Genomic DNA, 15,747 nt, shown 5'->3' with positions numbered 1-15,747 from the left:
GCCGATCTGCGCCCGGCGGTTCGCGGTCCATCGGGCCCGCAGCAACAAGCCCATCATGCGCGGCAGCGCGGCGGCCTTCTGCCCGAACTTTATGCGCACCAGCGCGCACTCGGGTGGTCTTGCCGCGTAGTGATGTCAGCCCGCGGCTTCCTTGAGCCGCTCGGGGTCGAGGACGGTGATGCGGCCTCGGGCGAGGCGCAGCAGGCCGTGGTCGGCGTAGTCGTGCAGCACCTTGGTGCAGGTCTCTCGGGAGGTGCCGGCGAGGGCGGCGAGCTGTTCGTGGGTGAGCGCGATCTGCGGGTGGCGTCCGACCGGCCGGAGCGGGCTTGCCGGGGGTTGGGCTGTGGTCAGGGTGGTGAGGGTGGTCGCGACGCGCTGGGCGACGGTCTTGAAGACGCTGTCGGACAGGCGCTGTTCGAGGTCGGACAGGCGACGGCCGAGGATGGCGGTGATACGGGCGGCGATGCGGGCGTCGGTCAGCAGCAGCCTGCCCACGTCCGCGCGGCTCATCACGCACACGACGGTGTCATCGAGAGCTTCGGCGTAGTTGTCGTACATATGCTGTCCCAGGAGCACCATCTCGCCGAAGATGGTGCCCGGGGAGATGATCGCGGTGGTCAGCGCCCGGCCGTCGGCGGAGACCCGGAAGATGCGCACCCGGCCCTTCTTGAGGATGAACAACACCTCGGACGGCTGGGTGGGCGAGTAGAGGATCTCTCCCGCGTTGTACGACTTCATCGGCGCGGCTTCCGCGATGGCGGCCATCTCCTGCGCGGAAAGATCGCAGAAGATGTCGACCTCGGCCAGGCACCAGGCCCGCTCGGCGGCGTCCTCGCCCGCTGGCGCTTCGGTCATGGTGTGTGTCTCCTCGCGTCGTCCCGGTGCCCACGGCGGGGGCGCGGCGCCCCACGCCGGGTCGGCCAGGGCCTCGGCGCTGTTCGCCAGACAGTCCAGACAGTAGGGCACCGCACCGCGGTCGGTGCCTGTTCGACGCGGTGCTGTCCCCGGTGGCGGGGTATCGGGGTCGGGCGTTGACGCGGGCGGTACGGGGCTCATCCGCGGGCCGGGCCGGTGTGTTTGCCCGTCGCCTGGGCGATGCAGGCGAACGTCGCTCCGGCGAGCAGCCCGAACACGAGGTGGGCGCCGAGGCTGGAGGCGGTGACGTCGTTCCACTCGAAGACGGGCATGCCCATGTTGGCGGGCATGATCCACAGCGCGCCGAGGACCCACCACACCGCGCCGTAGACAAGTCCGAGGACGACGGCGGGAGCGATGCGCCGGGCGTACTGGCCGAGCAGCGCGCCGAAGGTGATGCCGGCGAAGAGCGCGATCGCGAGGTGAATCAGCCAGCCCGCGACGGCGTTGGTGGAGCCGAGGAGCCCGGCGACCATGGTGATCATGGCGGTGTCCATCATCGGCCGGGAGACCGACATCCAGATGCCCATCCCGATGCCTCCGACGAGGCCGGCCGCGGCGCCCCAACTCGCATGGACCGGGATCACGGCGGTTCTTGGGGGTGTCTGCACGGTGGTGGTCATGGTGATCGTCCTCCTTGTGCGTGACCTTCCGCTCTTGTCCTTGACGCTAGGAGGAGGGCGTGCGCGGGTATGTGAGGGCGCTTACGTACCCGGCGGTAGGCAGTGGGGTGGATCGCCGGGCCGGCTGTCAGGGTGCCTTCACCGCGGTCAGCAGGGCGTAGCCCAGTACACCTTCCGTGACGGCGGTGCGGGCCGCGTCCAGTACGGCCGGGGCCGCGTCCAGGTCCACGCCGGCGTCGGCGAGGCGGGTCGGGGCGGTGATGCGCAGCAGGTTCAGCCGGGCGTGGATCTGGTCGATCATGCGGGTCATCGCTTCGTCGTGGCGCTCGGTGGTGAGGGGGCGCAGGCCGGCCGTGGACAGGATGTCGACGTACGCCTCCAGTGGGCGGGCGTCGGCCACGCAGGCGATGCGGGCGGTCAGTCCGTGCAACGCGGGCGGTAGACGCTCGGTGTCGGCGGTCACGTCGGTGATGCCGACCCGGCCGCCGGGTTTCAGGACACGGGCGAACTCGACGACGGCGCGTTCCTTGTCGGGGAAGGTGCACAGCGCGCACTCGCACACCACGGCGTCGAACGTGCCGTCCTCGTAGGGCAGTTGTTCCGCGTCGCCGGTGACGAAGACGGCCTGGTCGGCCAGCCCGGCGGCCTCGGCGGCTCCCTGAGCGAGGGCGGTGTGGGCAGGTGCGTAGTCGATACCGTCCACCCTCACCCGGTAGGCGTCGGCGAGGAGGAGTGCGGTGGTGCCGCGGCCCGAGGCCACGTCCAGTACCCGCATACCGGGGGCGAGAGCGAGACGGTCGGCGAGACGGCGCGTGAGGGCGGTGCCACCGGGGTGGTAGGAGTCCCCGAGCAGCATCGCGACGATGTCGTTGGAATAGGCGTCGGCGCAGCAGGCTTTGAGCTCCTCGTGGTTCATGGCCGGCGCTCCTCTGCTCCCGTGCGGGTGGTCTTCGAGCCGTACGGGGTGGTCGTCAGCCGGTCGGTGAGGGGCAGCGCGTTCGGGACGACCGGGGCGATGGGCACCCCGGACATCTGCGCGCGGACCTGTTCGCGGTAGCCGACGGAGTTGTAGGCGCAGAACGGGATGAGCCGTCCGTCCGGGGTGATCTCCTCGACGCAGCACTTCATCAGCTGCTTGACGTTGAGGGTGTAGGGGTCCTGGAAGTCCTGTACGACGACCATGAATGCCTTGTCGTTGAGCTGCTTGACGGCCTCGGGCAGGTCGATGCCGCAGGTTCCCCCACTGCCGAAAGCGTGGGAGGTACCCCCAGCGCAGTCCAGCGCGGTAGCAGTTGCTCGGAGCTGTTCCTCGGTCGTGGTGGTGCCCATGAATGCGGAGGCGGACCAGAGTTTCTCCAGCGCCTCGCGGATGCCTGCGGCGGGCATGACGCGGTTGGTGACGTAGTCGAGGTAGTCCTCGACGTTCAGCAGCCGGGGGAGGGGAACCACGGTGCGGTTCCCCGGTTCGCCGTCCACCAGCAAGTATGTGATGGACCGGCAGGTGGGAAAGCAGCACGGTACGGGGAAGAAGTCGCCCTTTTGGAACCAGCCCGGCAGCTGCTCGTTGATCAGCCGAATGACGTCAGGGTTGGTGAGCCGCTGCAGCGGGTCGAACTCCACGTGCCGGCCGGAGTGGGTGACCGGCTGGAACGCCACCGAGCGGACGGCGGGGTGGTCGACACCGAACTCGATGATCTCACCGAGCTCGTGCTCGTTCAGGCCGCGCTCGACGGCGGCGACCAGGGTGACGGTCAGCCTGGCCGCCGCGCAGTTGTCCAGCGCCCGCTGCTTGAGGGCGCGCAGGTCACGGCCGCGGATCTCCAGGTGGGTGCGCTGGTCGAAGCCGTCGAACTGAAGGTAGATGTTGACCGAGCGGCCGGGTGCCTGGTTGCGCTTGCCGAGCTCGGCGACGAAGTTGTTGTCGGTGGCCAGCCGGATGCCGTTGGTGTTCAGGTTGACGTTCTTGATCGGTCGGGCCTGGGCCAGGTCGATGAAGTCGAGGATGTGCTTGTGGAGGGTGGGCTCGCCGCCGGAGAACATCACCACCTCCGCCTCGCCCTCGGACTCCACGAAGGTGTCGAGCATCCGCGTGCACTGCTCGTGCGTGATCGAGTAGCCGTCCGGCTGGTGGCCGGAGTCGGCGAAGCAGATCGGGCAGTCCAGATTGCAGCCGGTGTTGACCTCGATGATGCCCAGGCAGGCGTGCTGTTTGTGCTCCGGGCACAGCCCGCAGTCGCTCGGGCAGCCGTCCCGCACCTCCGTCTGGAAGGTGAGCGGGATCGTGCCGGGCTTGTTGAAGCGGGCCGAGGACAGGTACTCCTCGGCGTCCCCGTACACCAATGCCTCGAACGCACCGTGCTCGCGGCAGCGTTTCCGCAGATAGACCTTGCCGTCCCGGATGTTGACCTGGGCGTCGACCGGGGTCTTGCACAGCGGACAGATGGATTTGGTGAACTCCACGAACACCTCTTCGCGGTCTGCCTTGCGCCTGGGTGCTGGTGCCTGGGTCATTGCTGAACTCCTTTACGGTTTGGCCCCGTTGGCCCCGTTGGCCCCGTTGGCCCCGTGCGGGCGCTGCGGATCAGCACTCCGGCGTAGAGCAGCACCAACGCGTCCTGGACCAGCACGAACCAGCCGAGCCGCTGCGTGAGGTAGGTGCCGAAGCAGCCGCAGTTGGCCACCGTCAGCCCGCGTGCGTACGCCTGCGCGGCCAGCAGAGACCACACCACCGACACGCCTGTGTACACCCATACCGGCGCCGGCGCCTTCGACCGCGGGCGCGCCAAGAACCACAGGCCGCACACCAGCTCGCCGACGATCAGCGCCACGGCCAGTACTGTCGCCGCACCGCCCGCCACCAGCTCGTACGTGGACAAGATGGCGGGCATGCGTCCGAAGGAGGCGAGCTGGCCGATCGCCATCGCTGTGTACACCGTGCCCAGCACGATCCTCAGCACCATGATCCGAACGTAGGCCGTGGCGCGAGGCGGGAACCGTAAGCGCGCTCACCGGCGGGCCGCGCGCCGTTCGGCTTCCTGCTGCACCGAGGCGAGCGAGGCCGCGACCGTCTCCTCCCACCGCCCGGCCACCTTCTGTCCCCACCACTGCCCGGCGCGCCACAGGTCGGTGCCCAGCACCCCCTCGTACACCAGCCGTGTCCCCGCGTCCTGCGCGGTGAGGGTGAAGGACTCGACAACGTACGGCACGGGGCCGCGCACCAGGCGGAAGTCGACTCGCTCGGGCCGGGTGAACCGCACCGTTTCCACCGTGACGGCCGTCCACCGGTCGCCCAGCGGCGTGTAGTGGGCGGCGAGCACCATGTCGCTGCCCCGCTCCAAGACCTTCACCTTCTCCCGCATCGCCCTCGTGGTGCGCCCCAGATAGGGCTGGGCGATCAGGTCGAAGACCACGCCCCGGGGCGCGGCGATGTCCACCGTCCGGGGCCCGAGTCTCCGCGTGCGCCGCCCCACTCCCAGATCGGCGGGCAGCGCACCTGAGACCAGCCCGGCCCAGCCACCGACGCCGACCGCCGCCGCCCCGGCCGCCCAGGCCGCGAGACGCGCGAAACGGTGGCCCGTCACGGGGCGGGCTCCGGCTCGCCCTCGACCGTGATCCCCGTGACGTTGTACTGGCGATGCAACGCCTCGGGCGGGAAGTAGTGATTGCCCTCCACGACCACGGTGCGCGGGGTCTCCGCGATCACCGTGCCATTCCGTACAGCCCGCAGCATGGTCTCGCTCCTCCACACGGGCCGGGACGGTTCCCCGGCTCCGATGACGCTATGCGCGGCCGGTACGGCGGTTCCATAACGGCGCTCACGGTTCACCCCTTCGTGAGGATGCGGCAGATGTCGCAGACGGAGAGCCAGTAGTGGAAGGAGGTCCGCCATGAATCAGATCCGTGCCGTCGTCTCCGGTTACGCGAGCGGATCGCGGCCGCCGTCCCGGGCATCGACCGGACGTCGTCAGGTACGCGGTTGGGGCCACCTGGGGGAAAGCGTGTGCCCGGAGGTCCGGTTCGGCTGTCCGGTGCGGAGTGTCGGCGGTTGGGGAGGCAGGCGGTCCGGAAGGCTCGCGGGCGTCTTCCTTTTCCGGCGAAAGCGAAAGGTCTGACGGTGGTGAGACGGGCGCGAGGTGGTACGGACGGCCTGTGCATCGGTGCGGTGGTGCCGCGGACGGGGCGGCTGGCCAAGCTGGGTGATCCGCTGTCCTTCGTACTCGAACGGCTGGCCCCGCGCCTGTCGGTACCGGCGCGAGGCGCGGGTCGGCGGCCGGTCCGTCTCGCCGTGCGGGACAGCCTTTCCCAGCCCGCGGCGGCGCGGCGGGCGGTGGCGGAACTGGTCGATCAGGAGCGGGTCCAGCTGGTCGTGACCATGGCGGGCACAAAAGTGCTGCCGGCGGTGGCCGATGCCTGTGAGGAAGCCGGGGTGGCATGTGTGACCACCACCTTCCCCTGGCAGGCGTTCGTCCACGGCCGCGGCGGCGACCCGCGGCGGCCGTTCGCCTGGACCTATCACTTCGCCTGGGGGCTGGACGACATCGCTGCCGTCTTCGCCGAGATGTGGGAGCAACTGGGTACGCGGCACACGGTCGGCTGCCTGTGGAACGACGACCTGCAGGGCGGGCTGCTGCGCCACCAGGAGCACGGCTTCGTACCGGTGGCAGCCGCCCGCGGCCACCACTTGGTCGACCCGGGCGGCTACCAGGAGCCGGCGGGGGACTTCACAACGTCCCTCGACTTCTTCCGTGAGTACGGAGCCGACATCGTCACCAGTGCGGCCACTGCCGAGGACCTGGCGCTCTTCCACCGCCAGGCACGCGAGCGCACCCTGCGTCCGCGACTGATCACCTGCTCCCGCTGGCTGGCCTACCCACGCGGCGCCACGGTCACCGAACTGGACCGAGCGGGCGTGGCCACCCTCGTGTACTGGTCACCCCGCCACCCGTACCGGTCTTCCCTGGACAACACCACCGCCGCCCAGCTGGCCGACGACTACGAACAGCGCACCGGCAACCCGTGGCTCCAGCCGCTGGGCCCCGCCCACGCCCTGCTGGAAGTGGCCGTCCACGCCCTGGCGACCGCCGAGGACCCCACCGACCGCCAGGCGGTCGCCGACTCGGTGGGCCGCACCCGCCTGCCCACCATGGCCGGACTGCTGGACTGGACCACCGGCCCCACGCCCAACGTCGCGCTGGTGCCACTGGTCGGCGGGCAATGGAAACCGAGCCGTCACCACCGGCACGAACTCGCCGTGGTGGCCAACTCCCGATGCCCCGAGATCCCCCTGGAAGCCGACCTCACCCCGGCGTACTGACACCGGAACAGCGCGCCTCCCCTCCGTGAGTGAGGCAGTGCTGCCGGACCGGTCTTGGGCGGCGTTACCGCTTCGCCCCGCTGCCCTCTGGGTTCTGTTCCCCTTGCATGTGCTTCGGGCAGCTCGGATTGTGGCAGGTGCCCGGCCTCCACACGGGAACGAAGATCCCCATCGACTTGTGCCGCGTGATCTCCATGGGCACAGGGTGGTTGCAGGCGGGGCAGATATGTCCGGCCTGCGAAGTCGTCGCACGCTCGTCTCTGCGCATGCATCCAGAATAAGACACTTTGCGAAAACATGGGAGAAAGTTTGCGCGGATGGGAAGTGTCGAAAGCTCGGACCGGGGTCGCCACGTTCGTGCTCAGCTGTCCTGCGGGGGGCCACCCGTGTCTCGCGCTCGCTGCGCCGGGGGGTGTTCGTCGGCCGCACCGGGGGCAGTGCGGTTCTCGTCCTGTGCGGCCGGGGCAGTGCCTTCCGGGGCGGTGGCGCGGGGTCGCCGGATGCTCAGTACGACGGACACTGCCAGGACAACGACGATGACCGCCAGGCTGATCGGAGAGGGGATCTCCGGGATGTTGCTGCTGAACAGCTTGTGGGATGCCTGGAGGATCAGCTTCACGCCGATGAAGGAGAGGATCAGCGCCAGGCCCTTGCTGAGGTAGTGGAACCGGTCCAGCAGCCCGGCGAGCAGGAAGTACAGTGCCCGCAGGCCGAGGATGGCGAAGGCGTTACTGGTGTAGACGATGAAGGCGTCGTCGCTGACCGCGAGGACGGCGGGCACGCTGTCCACAGCGAAGACCAGGTCGGCCGCCTCGATCGCGGCGACGACCGCGAGCAGCGGGGTGGCGACCCGTTTGCCGGCCTCCCGCACGAAGAACTTCATCCCGGCGTACTCGTCCCGGACCGGCATGATCTTGCGCAGCAGCCGCACGGCGATGCTCCGGCCCGGGTCGAAGCTGTCCTCTTCCTCCTTGAGGATCTTGTAGGTGCTGTAGAAGAGGATGGCCGCGAAGGCGAACAGCACCGCGGTGAACCGGCTGACCACGGCCACTCCGGCGGCCAGGAAGACGCCTCGGAACACCAGCGCGCCCATGACGCCGAAGAACAGCACGCGGTGCTGGTAGGCGCGTGGCACCTTGAAGTAGGCGAAGATCAACGCGAAGACGAAGAGGTTGTCGACCGACAGGCTCTTCTCCAGCAGCCACGCGGTGGTGTACTCCACGCCGGGCGTCGCCCCCAGAACCAGGAAGACGACCCCGCCGAAGACGATGGCGAGGCCGACCCACACCCCGCTCCAGGCGGCAGCTTCCTTGAACCCGATGACATGCGCTTTCCGGTGCGCCAGCAGGTCCACGGCCAGCGACACGATCACGACGACGGCGAATGCCGCCCACAGCCAGAACGGCACATCGAGCACGGAAGACCCCTCACACGAGCGGGGCGAGACCTGTCTCAGTAAAAAGTCTGACCCAGCGGTTGCGTCTTGTCGCCCGCAGGGTGCGATGACCTTTGGCGCAGGTTGCCGACCATCGGTGCCGGGTAAGAGGGCCTCTGTCGGCGCGGCGCTGACAATAAACGGCATGTCCGGCCGGAGGCCCGGATCTGGGTGGGCATCCGGCCGGACAGCGGCGGATTCGTACGGACCCTACGGGTCTGGGTCTACGGGGCTACGGGTCCTTTCTGGGGTTCTTGCGGCGTGGTGGCCTTCAAGCCGGCGCGGTGACCTTGACGGGTTCCGTTCCGGCCGTGCTGTGCCGTTCGGCCCAGACGTCCAGGGCCGTGCGGCAGGCGTGGTCGAGGTGGTGCAGGCCGGACGTGTCCAGCTCGACCGGCCGGTCCTGGGGCAGCCGCTCCAGGCTGTCGAGGATCTTCGGCAGCCGCAGGAAGGTCGCGTTGCCCGACAGGTACGCCTGGACCGGGCCGCTGCCCTTGTCGATGACCTCCAGCTTGACGTGCGACGTCTCCCAGGCGGTCTTGATCACGGACAGAGCCAGACCGATCAGTACGCCCTCGAACATGTTCACCGCGACGATCGACACGGCCGTGACCGCCAGAATCAGCGCCTCGCCCCGGTGCGTCCGCCACAGCGGGGCGATGCTGCGGAGGGGGATCAGCTTCCAGCCCGCGTGGACCAGGATGCCGGCGAGGGCGGGCAGCGGTATCAGCGCCAGCACCGAGGGCAGCAGCGCGGCGAACAGCAGCAGCCACACGCCGTGCAGGACCCGGGACGCCTTGGTCTTGGCGCCCGCTGCCACGTTGGCGGAGCTGCGTACGATGACCGCGGTCATCGGCAGTGCGCCGAGCACACCGCAGATGGCGTTGCCCGCGCCCTGCGCCATGAGCTCCTTGTCGTACTGGGTGCGCGGACCGTCGTGCAGCCGGTCCACCGCGGCCGCGCTGAACAGGCTCTCGGCGGAGGCGATCAGGGTGAAGGCCAGGATCGTTCCGATGAGGGCCGGGCCGGCCAGCTCGCCGAAGGCGTCGGCGCCGGGCGGCTGGATGGAGTCGATCAGGCCGTTCACCTCGACGGAGGCCACCGGCAGGCTGAACGCGAGCGTGGCCACCGTCGCCAGGACCACCGCGGCGAGCGCGCCCGGTACGGTCTGGGCCTTCTTCGGCAGCTTCTTCCAGCCCACCATCACCGCGATGGTGCCCGCGCCGACCGCCAGCGAGGCCAGCGCCTCGGTGCTGCCGAACGCGTCGACCGCGGCCCCGGGCAGCCCGAGGATCTTGTCGATGCCGGAGGCGGGAGCCTTCAGCCCGGCCGCCGCGTAGAGCTGACCGGCGATGATCACCAGACCGATACCGGCCAGCATGCCCTCGACGACCGAGACCGATATCGCCCGGAACCAGCGCCCCAGCTTCAAGGCACCCATGAGGAGCTGCAGCAACCCGGCGGCCAGCACGATCACACCGAGCGCGGGAAGCCCGAACTCGTTGACCGCTTCGAAGACCAGCACGGTCAGACCGGCGGCCGGACCGGACACCTGCAGGCTGCTGCCCGGCAGCAGACCGGTGATGAGGCCGCCCACGATGCCGGTGACGAGTCCGAGCTCGGCCGGGACTCCGGACGCTACGGCGACCCCCACGCACAGCGGGAGGGCGACCAGGAACACGACGAGCGAAGCGGCGAAGTCCTGCCGCAGATAAGGGAATCTGGTCATACCAGCCGCCCTCACAGAGCGCTGAACGCGTCGGCGTCCGCGCGGTGTTCGAGCACGGCACCGGTGTGGACCTCGTAGTACCAGCCGTGCAGCTCGAGCTGACCTGCCGCCAGTCGACGCTCGATGCACGGGTAGGACCGCAGTCGCTGCAGCTGCGTCAGGACGTGGTGCTGCACGGCCTCGGCGACCGTCGGGTCGGCCGGATCCTCGCACTTGGGCTGCTCCGCGGCGTGCGCGAGCCAGTCGCGCACGGCGGGGACGGGACTCAGGTCGTCGCCCCGCACCACCGCGCCCACGGCGCCGCAGTGGGAATGACCGCAGACCACGATGTGCTGGACGCCGAGGACCTCCACGGCGTACTCGATGGTGGCCGTCTCGCCGGTGGGAGTGCCGGAGCCGTACAGCGGGACGATGTTGCCCGCGGTGCGCAGCTCGAAGAGCTGGCCGGGCCGCGCGCCAGTGATCAGAGCCGGTACGACCCGCGAGTCGGCGCAGGTGATGAACAAGACCTCGGGGGATTGCCCTTCGGCCAGCTTGGCGAACTCCTCAGGGCGCTGTCCGAACGCGCGGGCGTTGTCGATGAGGGGTTGCATGGTGTGGTGATTCCTCCTGGCGCGTACTGGGACGCGTCGGGTGTACAGGACAGATGTGTGCCGATGTGTACGGCGAGTGGACTGTGCTGCTGATCAGCAGTGGGACACCTGAAACGCAGCCGGGGAGTGCGCTCTCGACGCTCTCGGTGTCCGGTGGTGCGCAGAACCGGAGGTGACCGGTTCGGGTGGGATTGAGGTGCGGTCCGCCGGCGACGGGAGTTCGCACACCTCTGAGGTGTCTGCAGTTCGGGGCCGGCCACTGTCGTGACAAGGGGCGATCCCGTCGCGCAACGCCTTCCCGGAGGGCTTGATCCCGGGGTAGGCCGCTGCCATCGCATGACTGGCCGTGTGTGCAGAGGCGAAGGACGTCGTGGGGGTGAGGAGCTGGAAAGCAGCCAGGACGACGACGAGGGCCGAAACCACGGTCCGGGCCGTCATGCCTCGGTGCATGCGCCCCTCCCATAGTTCACAACGTCTAGTGCACACCAACGACTGGTCAAGCAACAGTCAAGAGAGATGTTAACCCGGCAAAGTCGCTTGCCGGGTTAACTGAATGTTTCGCGCTGAAAGGAGCCTGGAAACCTCGGTTTTTTGGCGTGGACCTTCTCTTGAGCGACGGCTGCTGACCGTGTACGGAGGGCGGTCAGGGAGCTTGACGATCCGGTGCTCCCTGCCCCGTGCCGCGTCCACTGCGCCACCGATGCCGGGAGCGGCACACCGAGCGGCTGGAGGCCCGCGATCCCAGGGCCGGAGACGTATACGTGCTGAGGTACTCGGCGGCTCAGGGTGGGTCGGTCGAGCGAGGAAGGTCCATGGCGGACGCACGGCTTTCGACATGACGGTGAGGTGGCTGTCTGCCGAGCAGTTCGCCGAGGCCCTGGCGGGTGACGGCGAGTACGACGCGGTCCTGGGGACGAAGGACGTAGCCGGGGTGGAGGTCCCACACCAGGCCCGGAGGCCGCGGGTCGTGGTCGCCGCGGGGAGTGCGGGCGAGGTCCGGGAGCCGGTCGTCGGGGCGGGCGGTGTCCAGGGCGATGATCCGCCAGGCGCCGGGGCGGAAGGTCTCGGCAACGGTGCGGCCTTCCAGCGCGGGGTGGCCGCGTACGTCGATGGCCGCGAAGACCAGGACCCGGCGCTCGACGGGGATGGCTCCGAGTACTTGACGGCCCATCATGGCGCCGGCGAAGGCCGGAGCGGCCAGCGAGGAGACGCTGCGGCTGCGGGTCAGTGCGTGAGGGTGCGCGGCGCGCAGGGTGCGGTAGACGGCGGTGGCGAAACGGTCGTCGAACAGCCGTAATGCCACGCGGAGTTGGGGATCGATGGAGCGGGCGTACAGCGCGGCTTCCAAGTTGGTGCTGTCGGTGCTGGTGAGCGCGAGCAGGGCGTGGGCGCGGTGGATGTTGGCGGCTTCGAGGACGCCTTCCTCGGTGGCGTCGCCGAGGACGGTCGGTACGCGGAGCCGGCGGGCGAGCGGGATGCCGCGGGCGTCGGGGTCCTCTTCCACGCACACGACCGGGATGTCCATCTCGCGGAGCCGGGCCAGTACACGAGTACCGACCTTGCCGAGGCCGAGCAGGACGACGTGGCCGGAGAGGCCGCGGGGCGGGCGGCGGAGGGCGGAGGCGTTGCGGAAGGTACCGAGCCCTTCGAGAGCGGCGGCAACCAGGACGGGGAGCAGCAGCAGGCCCGTGAGCCCGGAGAGGAGCTGGAGCACCTGGCGCGGGAGAGGGGCACCGATGGCCGGTTCGTTGATGGCGAACAGGTCGAGGAGGGAGAGGTAGGCGGCGTGCAGTGGTTCCGCACCGGTCGTCAGCGAGGAGACGAGGGCGAGGGTGAGGACGGCGCCGATGAGGCCGGTGATCGACCAGCGCAGGCGCCGGGAGAAGAGGGAACCCAGTGGGGCGCTGATGCCGCTCAGTTTCCGGGGCGGCAGAGGCGGTCCGGCGTGGGCGATCTGTTCGAGGGCGATGGTGCCGCGGCCGACGGCGGCGTTGACCGTGGCGTCGTCGGGCAGCAGAACGGGGCCGTCGTCGCTGGCGTCCGAACCTTCGATGCCTGAGGGGTCGTGGGTGGTGGAGGAGAGCAGGGCCAGGGTGCACAGCCCGGGGTGGGCGATCTCGCCGCGGCCGGGCGGGGTCCGTTCCACGGCCCGCAGGAGCAGCCCGTCGGCCTGAACGATTTTGCTGGTGCCGGCCACGGCGGTGGCTGCCAGCGCGGGGGCGGCGGTGTCGGCGTCGGAGAGCACGGTGGTCGAGGCATCCAGCTCTTCGGGGGCGAAACCGGCGACGGTGGCGGCCTGATCGAGCAAGGCTTCCAGGTGCTGGCCGAGGCGGCGGTTGTAGAGCCGGATGACCAACCGCAGCCGGGGGTTGAGGCGCCGGGCCCGCAGCGCGGCGTGGACGTTGGTCTCATCGTCGTCGTAGACCAGAGCGAGGGCGCTGGCGCTGTCGATACCGGCTTCGGACAGCGCGTCGTCGTCGGGCTCCGAGGCATGCAGGACATGCAGGACGTTGGCATCGGCATCGGCATCGGCGTTGGGCCGCTCGCCTTGCTGGCCGGGCATACGCGGTACGGCGGAGGACACCCGGCCCAGCAGCGCCGACGCCAGGCCCAGACGCCGGACGGGCTCGGCCGGGCGCGGGCCGCGCGCATCACCGGCGGACGGTACGAGGAGAACGACGCGTTCCCGGTAGACGTCCCGGAGTTCGGCTGCAAGCCGGTGGGCGAGCGCGTCCTCCCCGCATACGATCATGTGGCCGCCGAGCGGAGCGGGACGGGAGCGCGGCGGCACGGCTCCGGATGCCGTCGAGGCAGTCGGCCGCAGTTGCTCTGCTGACATGGGTCCGCGTACTCCTCTCACCTCTCACCACTCCCTGAAGGCGCAACGGCGCACTGGGGCGATTCGACGCCCGGTGGCGGGCGCCGAATCGCCCCCGCGGCCGGGCGGATCGATCAGCCCGGCCGCATGAAGCGGCGATCCGCTTACTCGGTGATCTTGATCGTTCCGTTGGCCGTGTTACCGCCTGTCTGCGCCGGGGCCGCTGTCGCGGACCCCTTACCGCCGGCCTTTCCGGCGATCCCCTGGAGGAGCCCCGGCAGGTCGATCCCCGTGGTGGAGCCGAGCAGTTCCACGCCCTGAGCCACGTTGTCGGCGACCGCCCGCGGGAGCCGGCCGGCGCCGTCCGTGGAGATCACGGTCATCTTGTCCACGGCGGCCAGCGGCTCGGACGCCTTGCCGACCACGTCCGGCAGCACCTCGACGAGCATCTGCAGCACCGCCGCGTCCCCGTACTGCGCGAACGCGTCCGCCTTCTTCTGCATCGCCTCGGCCTCCGCCGTGCCCTTCGCGGCGATCGCCGCGGCCTCCGCCTCGCCCTCCAGACGTACCGCGTCGGCGAGCGCGGCACGTTGCGCCTTCTCGCCCTCACCGGTCAGCCGGGCACGCTCGGCGGCCGCCTCCGCCTCCTTGACCGAGGCGATCCGGCGCGCCTCGGCCTCCTGCTCGGCCTGGTAACGGGCGGCGTCGGCGGGCTTGCGCACCTTGGTGTCCAGCTCGCGGTCGGTCAGCGCGGCCTGCCGCTGCGCCACCTTCTCCTGTTCGGTGAGGACCTCCTGGCGGCGCGCGGCCTCGGCGAGCGGCCCGGCCGCGTCGGCGCGCGCCGCGGCCTCGTCCGTCTCGGCCTTGATCTCCGCCTGGCGCAGCGCGAACGTCCGCTGGGCGACGGCGATTTCCTCCTCGGCCTTCAGCCGGGCCTGCTCGGCCGCGCGCCGGGCCACCGCCTCGGCGATGTCGGCCTCCTGCTTGGCGCGGGCGGCCTCGGGGCGGCCGAGGTCCTCCAAGTACGAGCCCTCGGTGGTGATGTCGTGGATCTGGAAGGCGTCCAGCACCAGGCCCTGCCCCGACAGGCTGGCCTCGGCCTCCTCGGCGACCTGCCCGGCGAACGCGGCCCGGTCCCGGATGACGTCCTCCACCGACATCCGGCCCACGATGGCCCGCAGCGCCCCGGAGAGCACCTCCTGCGTGAAGCCGACGATCTCGTCCTGCTGCTGCAGGAACCGCTGGGCCGCGGCCCGGATGCAGTCCTCGGTGCCGCCGACCTTGACGATCGCGACGCCTTCGAGGTTGGCCTTCACGCCGCGCAGGGTCACCGCGCCGCGCACGGCGACCGGGATCTGCCGGCTGGAGAGAGCGAGGGTGAACTTCTGCTGGACGAACGGCACGACGAAGACGCCGCCGCCGACCACGACCTTCTGGCCGCTGTTGTCGGTGAACACCCGGCCGGTCTCCGGGTCGGTGGCCTTCTTGCCGCGCCGCCCGGTGACGATGAACGCCTCGCTGGGCCCGGCGACCTTGTAGCGCGTGATGACGACCAGCGCGAGGAGTACGACGAGGACGACGATGCCTGCCACCGCCGTGAGGACTGGACTCATGGTGAAATTCCCCCCTGCCCCCGAGGACGGACGGCAGATCGGTTCGGTTGGTAAGTGTTCGGTTGGTGAGTACGGGAGAGAAGGCGCGGGTGGCCGTACGGGTCAGCGCTCGACGGCGCGGACTTCCACCGACGTCGCCGACAGCGCGGCCGTGACCCAGATCTCGGCGCCGCGTTCGATGGGCACGTCGCAGCGGGCCGCGAGCTTCACCGGCTGGCCCGCGAGGCGCAGCAGTACCTCGCCGTAGCCGTCGGCCGGAATGGCGGTGACGACCGAGCCCGCGGTCCCGACGAGGTCGTCCCCGCGCGGAGTCGCCACGGACTGATCACGCATCAGTGCGCGGGAGGCCCGCCAGGTCAGCCGGCCGGCGGCGAGGCCGACGAGGGTGCCGGCCGCGGCGGCCGGGCCGGCCCCGAGGTCGGTGGTGCCCAGCACGATCGCACCGCCGAAGCCGAGCATCGAGACGAATCCAGCGATCACGGGCAGCGACAGCAGCCCGTCGAAGAGCCCGTCGACTGCCCCGACGCCGTCGAAAATGCCCTCCAGTACGCCGTCGAGAACCAGCGACAGCGCGAGCAGAACAACACCCGCGATGCCGAGACCGAGAAACCAGGCCATCGGCTTCACCTCCCCCGTGCCCGATGTTTGCTGGCCGGCCCGATGTTTCCATGCGGTCAGGGGGAGGGTCATTGCCGTAATCCGGCAAT

General features: G+C 70.1%; 14 protein-coding genes. 1 reads left to right on the top strand and 13 read right to left on the bottom strand.

Annotated features, from left to right (window positions below; translation table 11 throughout):
* Positions 1–135 precede the first annotated feature (135 nt).
* The 7 genes from AB0I82_RS14045 to AB0I82_RS14015 all read right to left on the bottom strand — a co-directional run bounded on the left by AB0I82_RS14045 (position 136) and on the right by AB0I82_RS14015 (position 5,268).
* The gene (locus AB0I82_RS14045) at positions 136–855 is read right to left on the bottom strand and encodes a Crp/Fnr family transcriptional regulator (RefSeq protein WP_363257466.1); all 720 of its coding nucleotides are present in this window, start codon (positions 853–855) and stop codon (positions 136–138) included.
* Positions 856–1,052: 197 nt separating this feature from the next.
* Complete coding sequence (locus AB0I82_RS14040; protein WP_363257465.1) at positions 1,053–1,538, bottom strand: hypothetical protein; 486 nt, start codon at positions 1,536–1,538, stop codon at positions 1,053–1,055.
* Between the two features lie 127 nt (positions 1,539–1,665).
* The gene (locus AB0I82_RS14035) at positions 1,666–2,454 is read right to left on the bottom strand and encodes a methyltransferase domain-containing protein (RefSeq protein ID WP_363257464.1); all 789 of its coding nucleotides are present in this window, start codon (positions 2,452–2,454) and stop codon (positions 1,666–1,668) included.
* Positions 2,451–4,049, bottom strand: a complete 1,599-nt coding sequence (locus AB0I82_RS14030; protein ID WP_363257463.1) for a radical SAM protein — start codon at positions 4,047–4,049, stop codon at positions 2,451–2,453. Before AB0I82_RS14030 ends, AB0I82_RS14035 begins: the two co-directional genes overlap by 4 nt.
* Positions 4,046–4,498, bottom strand: coding sequence for a MauE/DoxX family redox-associated membrane protein (locus AB0I82_RS14025; protein WP_363257462.1), 453 nt, complete (start codon positions 4,496–4,498; stop codon positions 4,046–4,048). The genes AB0I82_RS14030 and AB0I82_RS14025 overlap by 4 nt, the downstream gene beginning before the upstream one ends.
* 45 nt (positions 4,499–4,543) lie before the next feature.
* On the bottom strand, positions 4,544–5,119 hold the full coding sequence (locus AB0I82_RS14020) for an SRPBCC family protein (protein ID WP_363257461.1): 576 nt from the start codon (positions 5,117–5,119) through the stop codon (positions 4,544–4,546).
* Positions 5,116–5,268: a DUF427 domain-containing protein gene (locus tag AB0I82_RS14015; RefSeq protein ID WP_363257460.1), complete on the bottom strand. Its 153-nt coding sequence runs from the start codon at positions 5,266–5,268 to the stop codon at positions 5,116–5,118. Before AB0I82_RS14015 ends, AB0I82_RS14020 begins: the two co-directional genes overlap by 4 nt.
* Before the next feature lie 387 nt (positions 5,269–5,655).
* Here AB0I82_RS14015 and AB0I82_RS14010 point away from each other — a divergent pair, with 387 nt between their 5' ends.
* Complete coding sequence (locus tag AB0I82_RS14010) at positions 5,656–6,852, top strand: ABC transporter substrate-binding protein (protein WP_363257459.1); 1,197 nt, start codon at positions 5,656–5,658, stop codon at positions 6,850–6,852.
* Between the two features lie 361 nt (positions 6,853–7,213).
* On the opposite strand, the gene AB0I82_RS14005 is transcribed toward AB0I82_RS14010, so the two are convergent.
* The 6 genes from AB0I82_RS14005 to AB0I82_RS13980 form a co-directional block, all read right to left on the bottom strand.
* Complete coding sequence (locus AB0I82_RS14005) at positions 7,214–8,269, bottom strand: TerC family protein (protein WP_363257458.1); 1,056 nt, start codon at positions 8,267–8,269, stop codon at positions 7,214–7,216.
* A 289-nt stretch (positions 8,270–8,558) separates the two neighbouring features.
* Positions 8,559–10,016, bottom strand: coding sequence for a SulP family inorganic anion transporter (locus AB0I82_RS14000; RefSeq protein ID WP_363257457.1), 1,458 nt, complete (start codon positions 10,014–10,016; stop codon positions 8,559–8,561).
* 11 nt (positions 10,017–10,027) lie between these two features.
* Positions 10,028–10,609, bottom strand: a complete 582-nt coding sequence (locus AB0I82_RS13995) for a carbonic anhydrase (RefSeq protein ID WP_363257456.1) — start codon at positions 10,607–10,609, stop codon at positions 10,028–10,030.
* Positions 10,610–11,390: 781 nt separating this feature from the next.
* Entirely contained in the window at positions 11,391–13,361 is a 1,971-nt protein-coding gene (locus AB0I82_RS13990; protein WP_363257735.1) for an NAD-binding protein, read from the bottom strand.
* A 230-nt stretch (positions 13,362–13,591) separates the two neighbouring features.
* Entirely contained in the window at positions 13,592–15,040 is a 1,449-nt protein-coding gene (locus AB0I82_RS13985; RefSeq protein ID WP_363257455.1) for an SPFH domain-containing protein, read from the bottom strand.
* Between the two features lie 102 nt (positions 15,041–15,142).
* Positions 15,143–15,658, bottom strand: a complete 516-nt coding sequence (locus AB0I82_RS13980) for a hypothetical protein (protein WP_363257454.1) — start codon at positions 15,656–15,658, stop codon at positions 15,143–15,145.
* Between the last annotated feature and the right edge of the window lie 89 nt (positions 15,659–15,747).

This window comes from Streptomyces sp. NPDC050315, assembly GCF_040655775.1.
Lineage (GTDB): Bacteria > Actinomycetota > Actinomycetes > Streptomycetales > Streptomycetaceae > Streptomyces.
This window is presented reverse-complemented; position numbering and strand designations above follow the sequence as displayed.

What these genes read in the sequence shown, in the direction of transcription:
- AB0I82_RS13995 (WP_363257456.1), bottom strand. Translation starts at nt 10,609, where the DNA reads ATGCAACCCCTCATCGACAACGCCCGCGCGTTCGGACAGCGCCCTGAG.
- AB0I82_RS14015 (WP_363257460.1), bottom strand. Translation starts at nt 5,268, where the DNA reads ATGCTGCGGGCTGTACGGAATGGCACGGTGATCGCGGAGACCCCGCGC.
- AB0I82_RS13985 (WP_363257455.1), bottom strand. Translation starts at nt 15,040, where the DNA reads ATGAGTCCAGTCCTCACGGCGGTGGCAGGCATCGTCGTCCTCGTCGTA.
- AB0I82_RS13980 (WP_363257454.1), bottom strand. Translation starts at nt 15,658, where the DNA reads ATGGCCTGGTTTCTCGGTCTCGGCATCGCGGGTGTTGTTCTGCTCGCG.
- AB0I82_RS14030 (WP_363257463.1), bottom strand. Translation starts at nt 4,049, where the DNA reads ATGACCCAGGCACCAGCACCCAGGCGCAAGGCAGACCGCGAAGAGGTG.
- AB0I82_RS13990 (WP_363257735.1), bottom strand. Translation starts at nt 13,361, where the DNA reads ATGATCGTATGCGGGGAGGACGCGCTCGCCCACCGGCTTGCAGCCGAA.
- AB0I82_RS14025 (WP_363257462.1), bottom strand. Translation starts at nt 4,498, where the DNA reads ATGGTGCTGAGGATCGTGCTGGGCACGGTGTACACAGCGATGGCGATC.
- AB0I82_RS14035 (WP_363257464.1), bottom strand. Translation starts at nt 2,454, where the DNA reads ATGAACCACGAGGAGCTCAAAGCCTGCTGCGCCGACGCCTATTCCAAC.
- AB0I82_RS14000 (WP_363257457.1), bottom strand. Translation starts at nt 10,016, where the DNA reads ATGACCAGATTCCCTTATCTGCGGCAGGACTTCGCCGCTTCGCTCGTC.
- AB0I82_RS14040 (WP_363257465.1), bottom strand. Translation starts at nt 1,538, where the DNA reads ATGACCACCACCGTGCAGACACCCCCAAGAACCGCCGTGATCCCGGTC.
- AB0I82_RS14045 (WP_363257466.1), bottom strand. Translation starts at nt 855, where the DNA reads ATGACCGAAGCGCCAGCGGGCGAGGACGCCGCCGAGCGGGCCTGGTGC.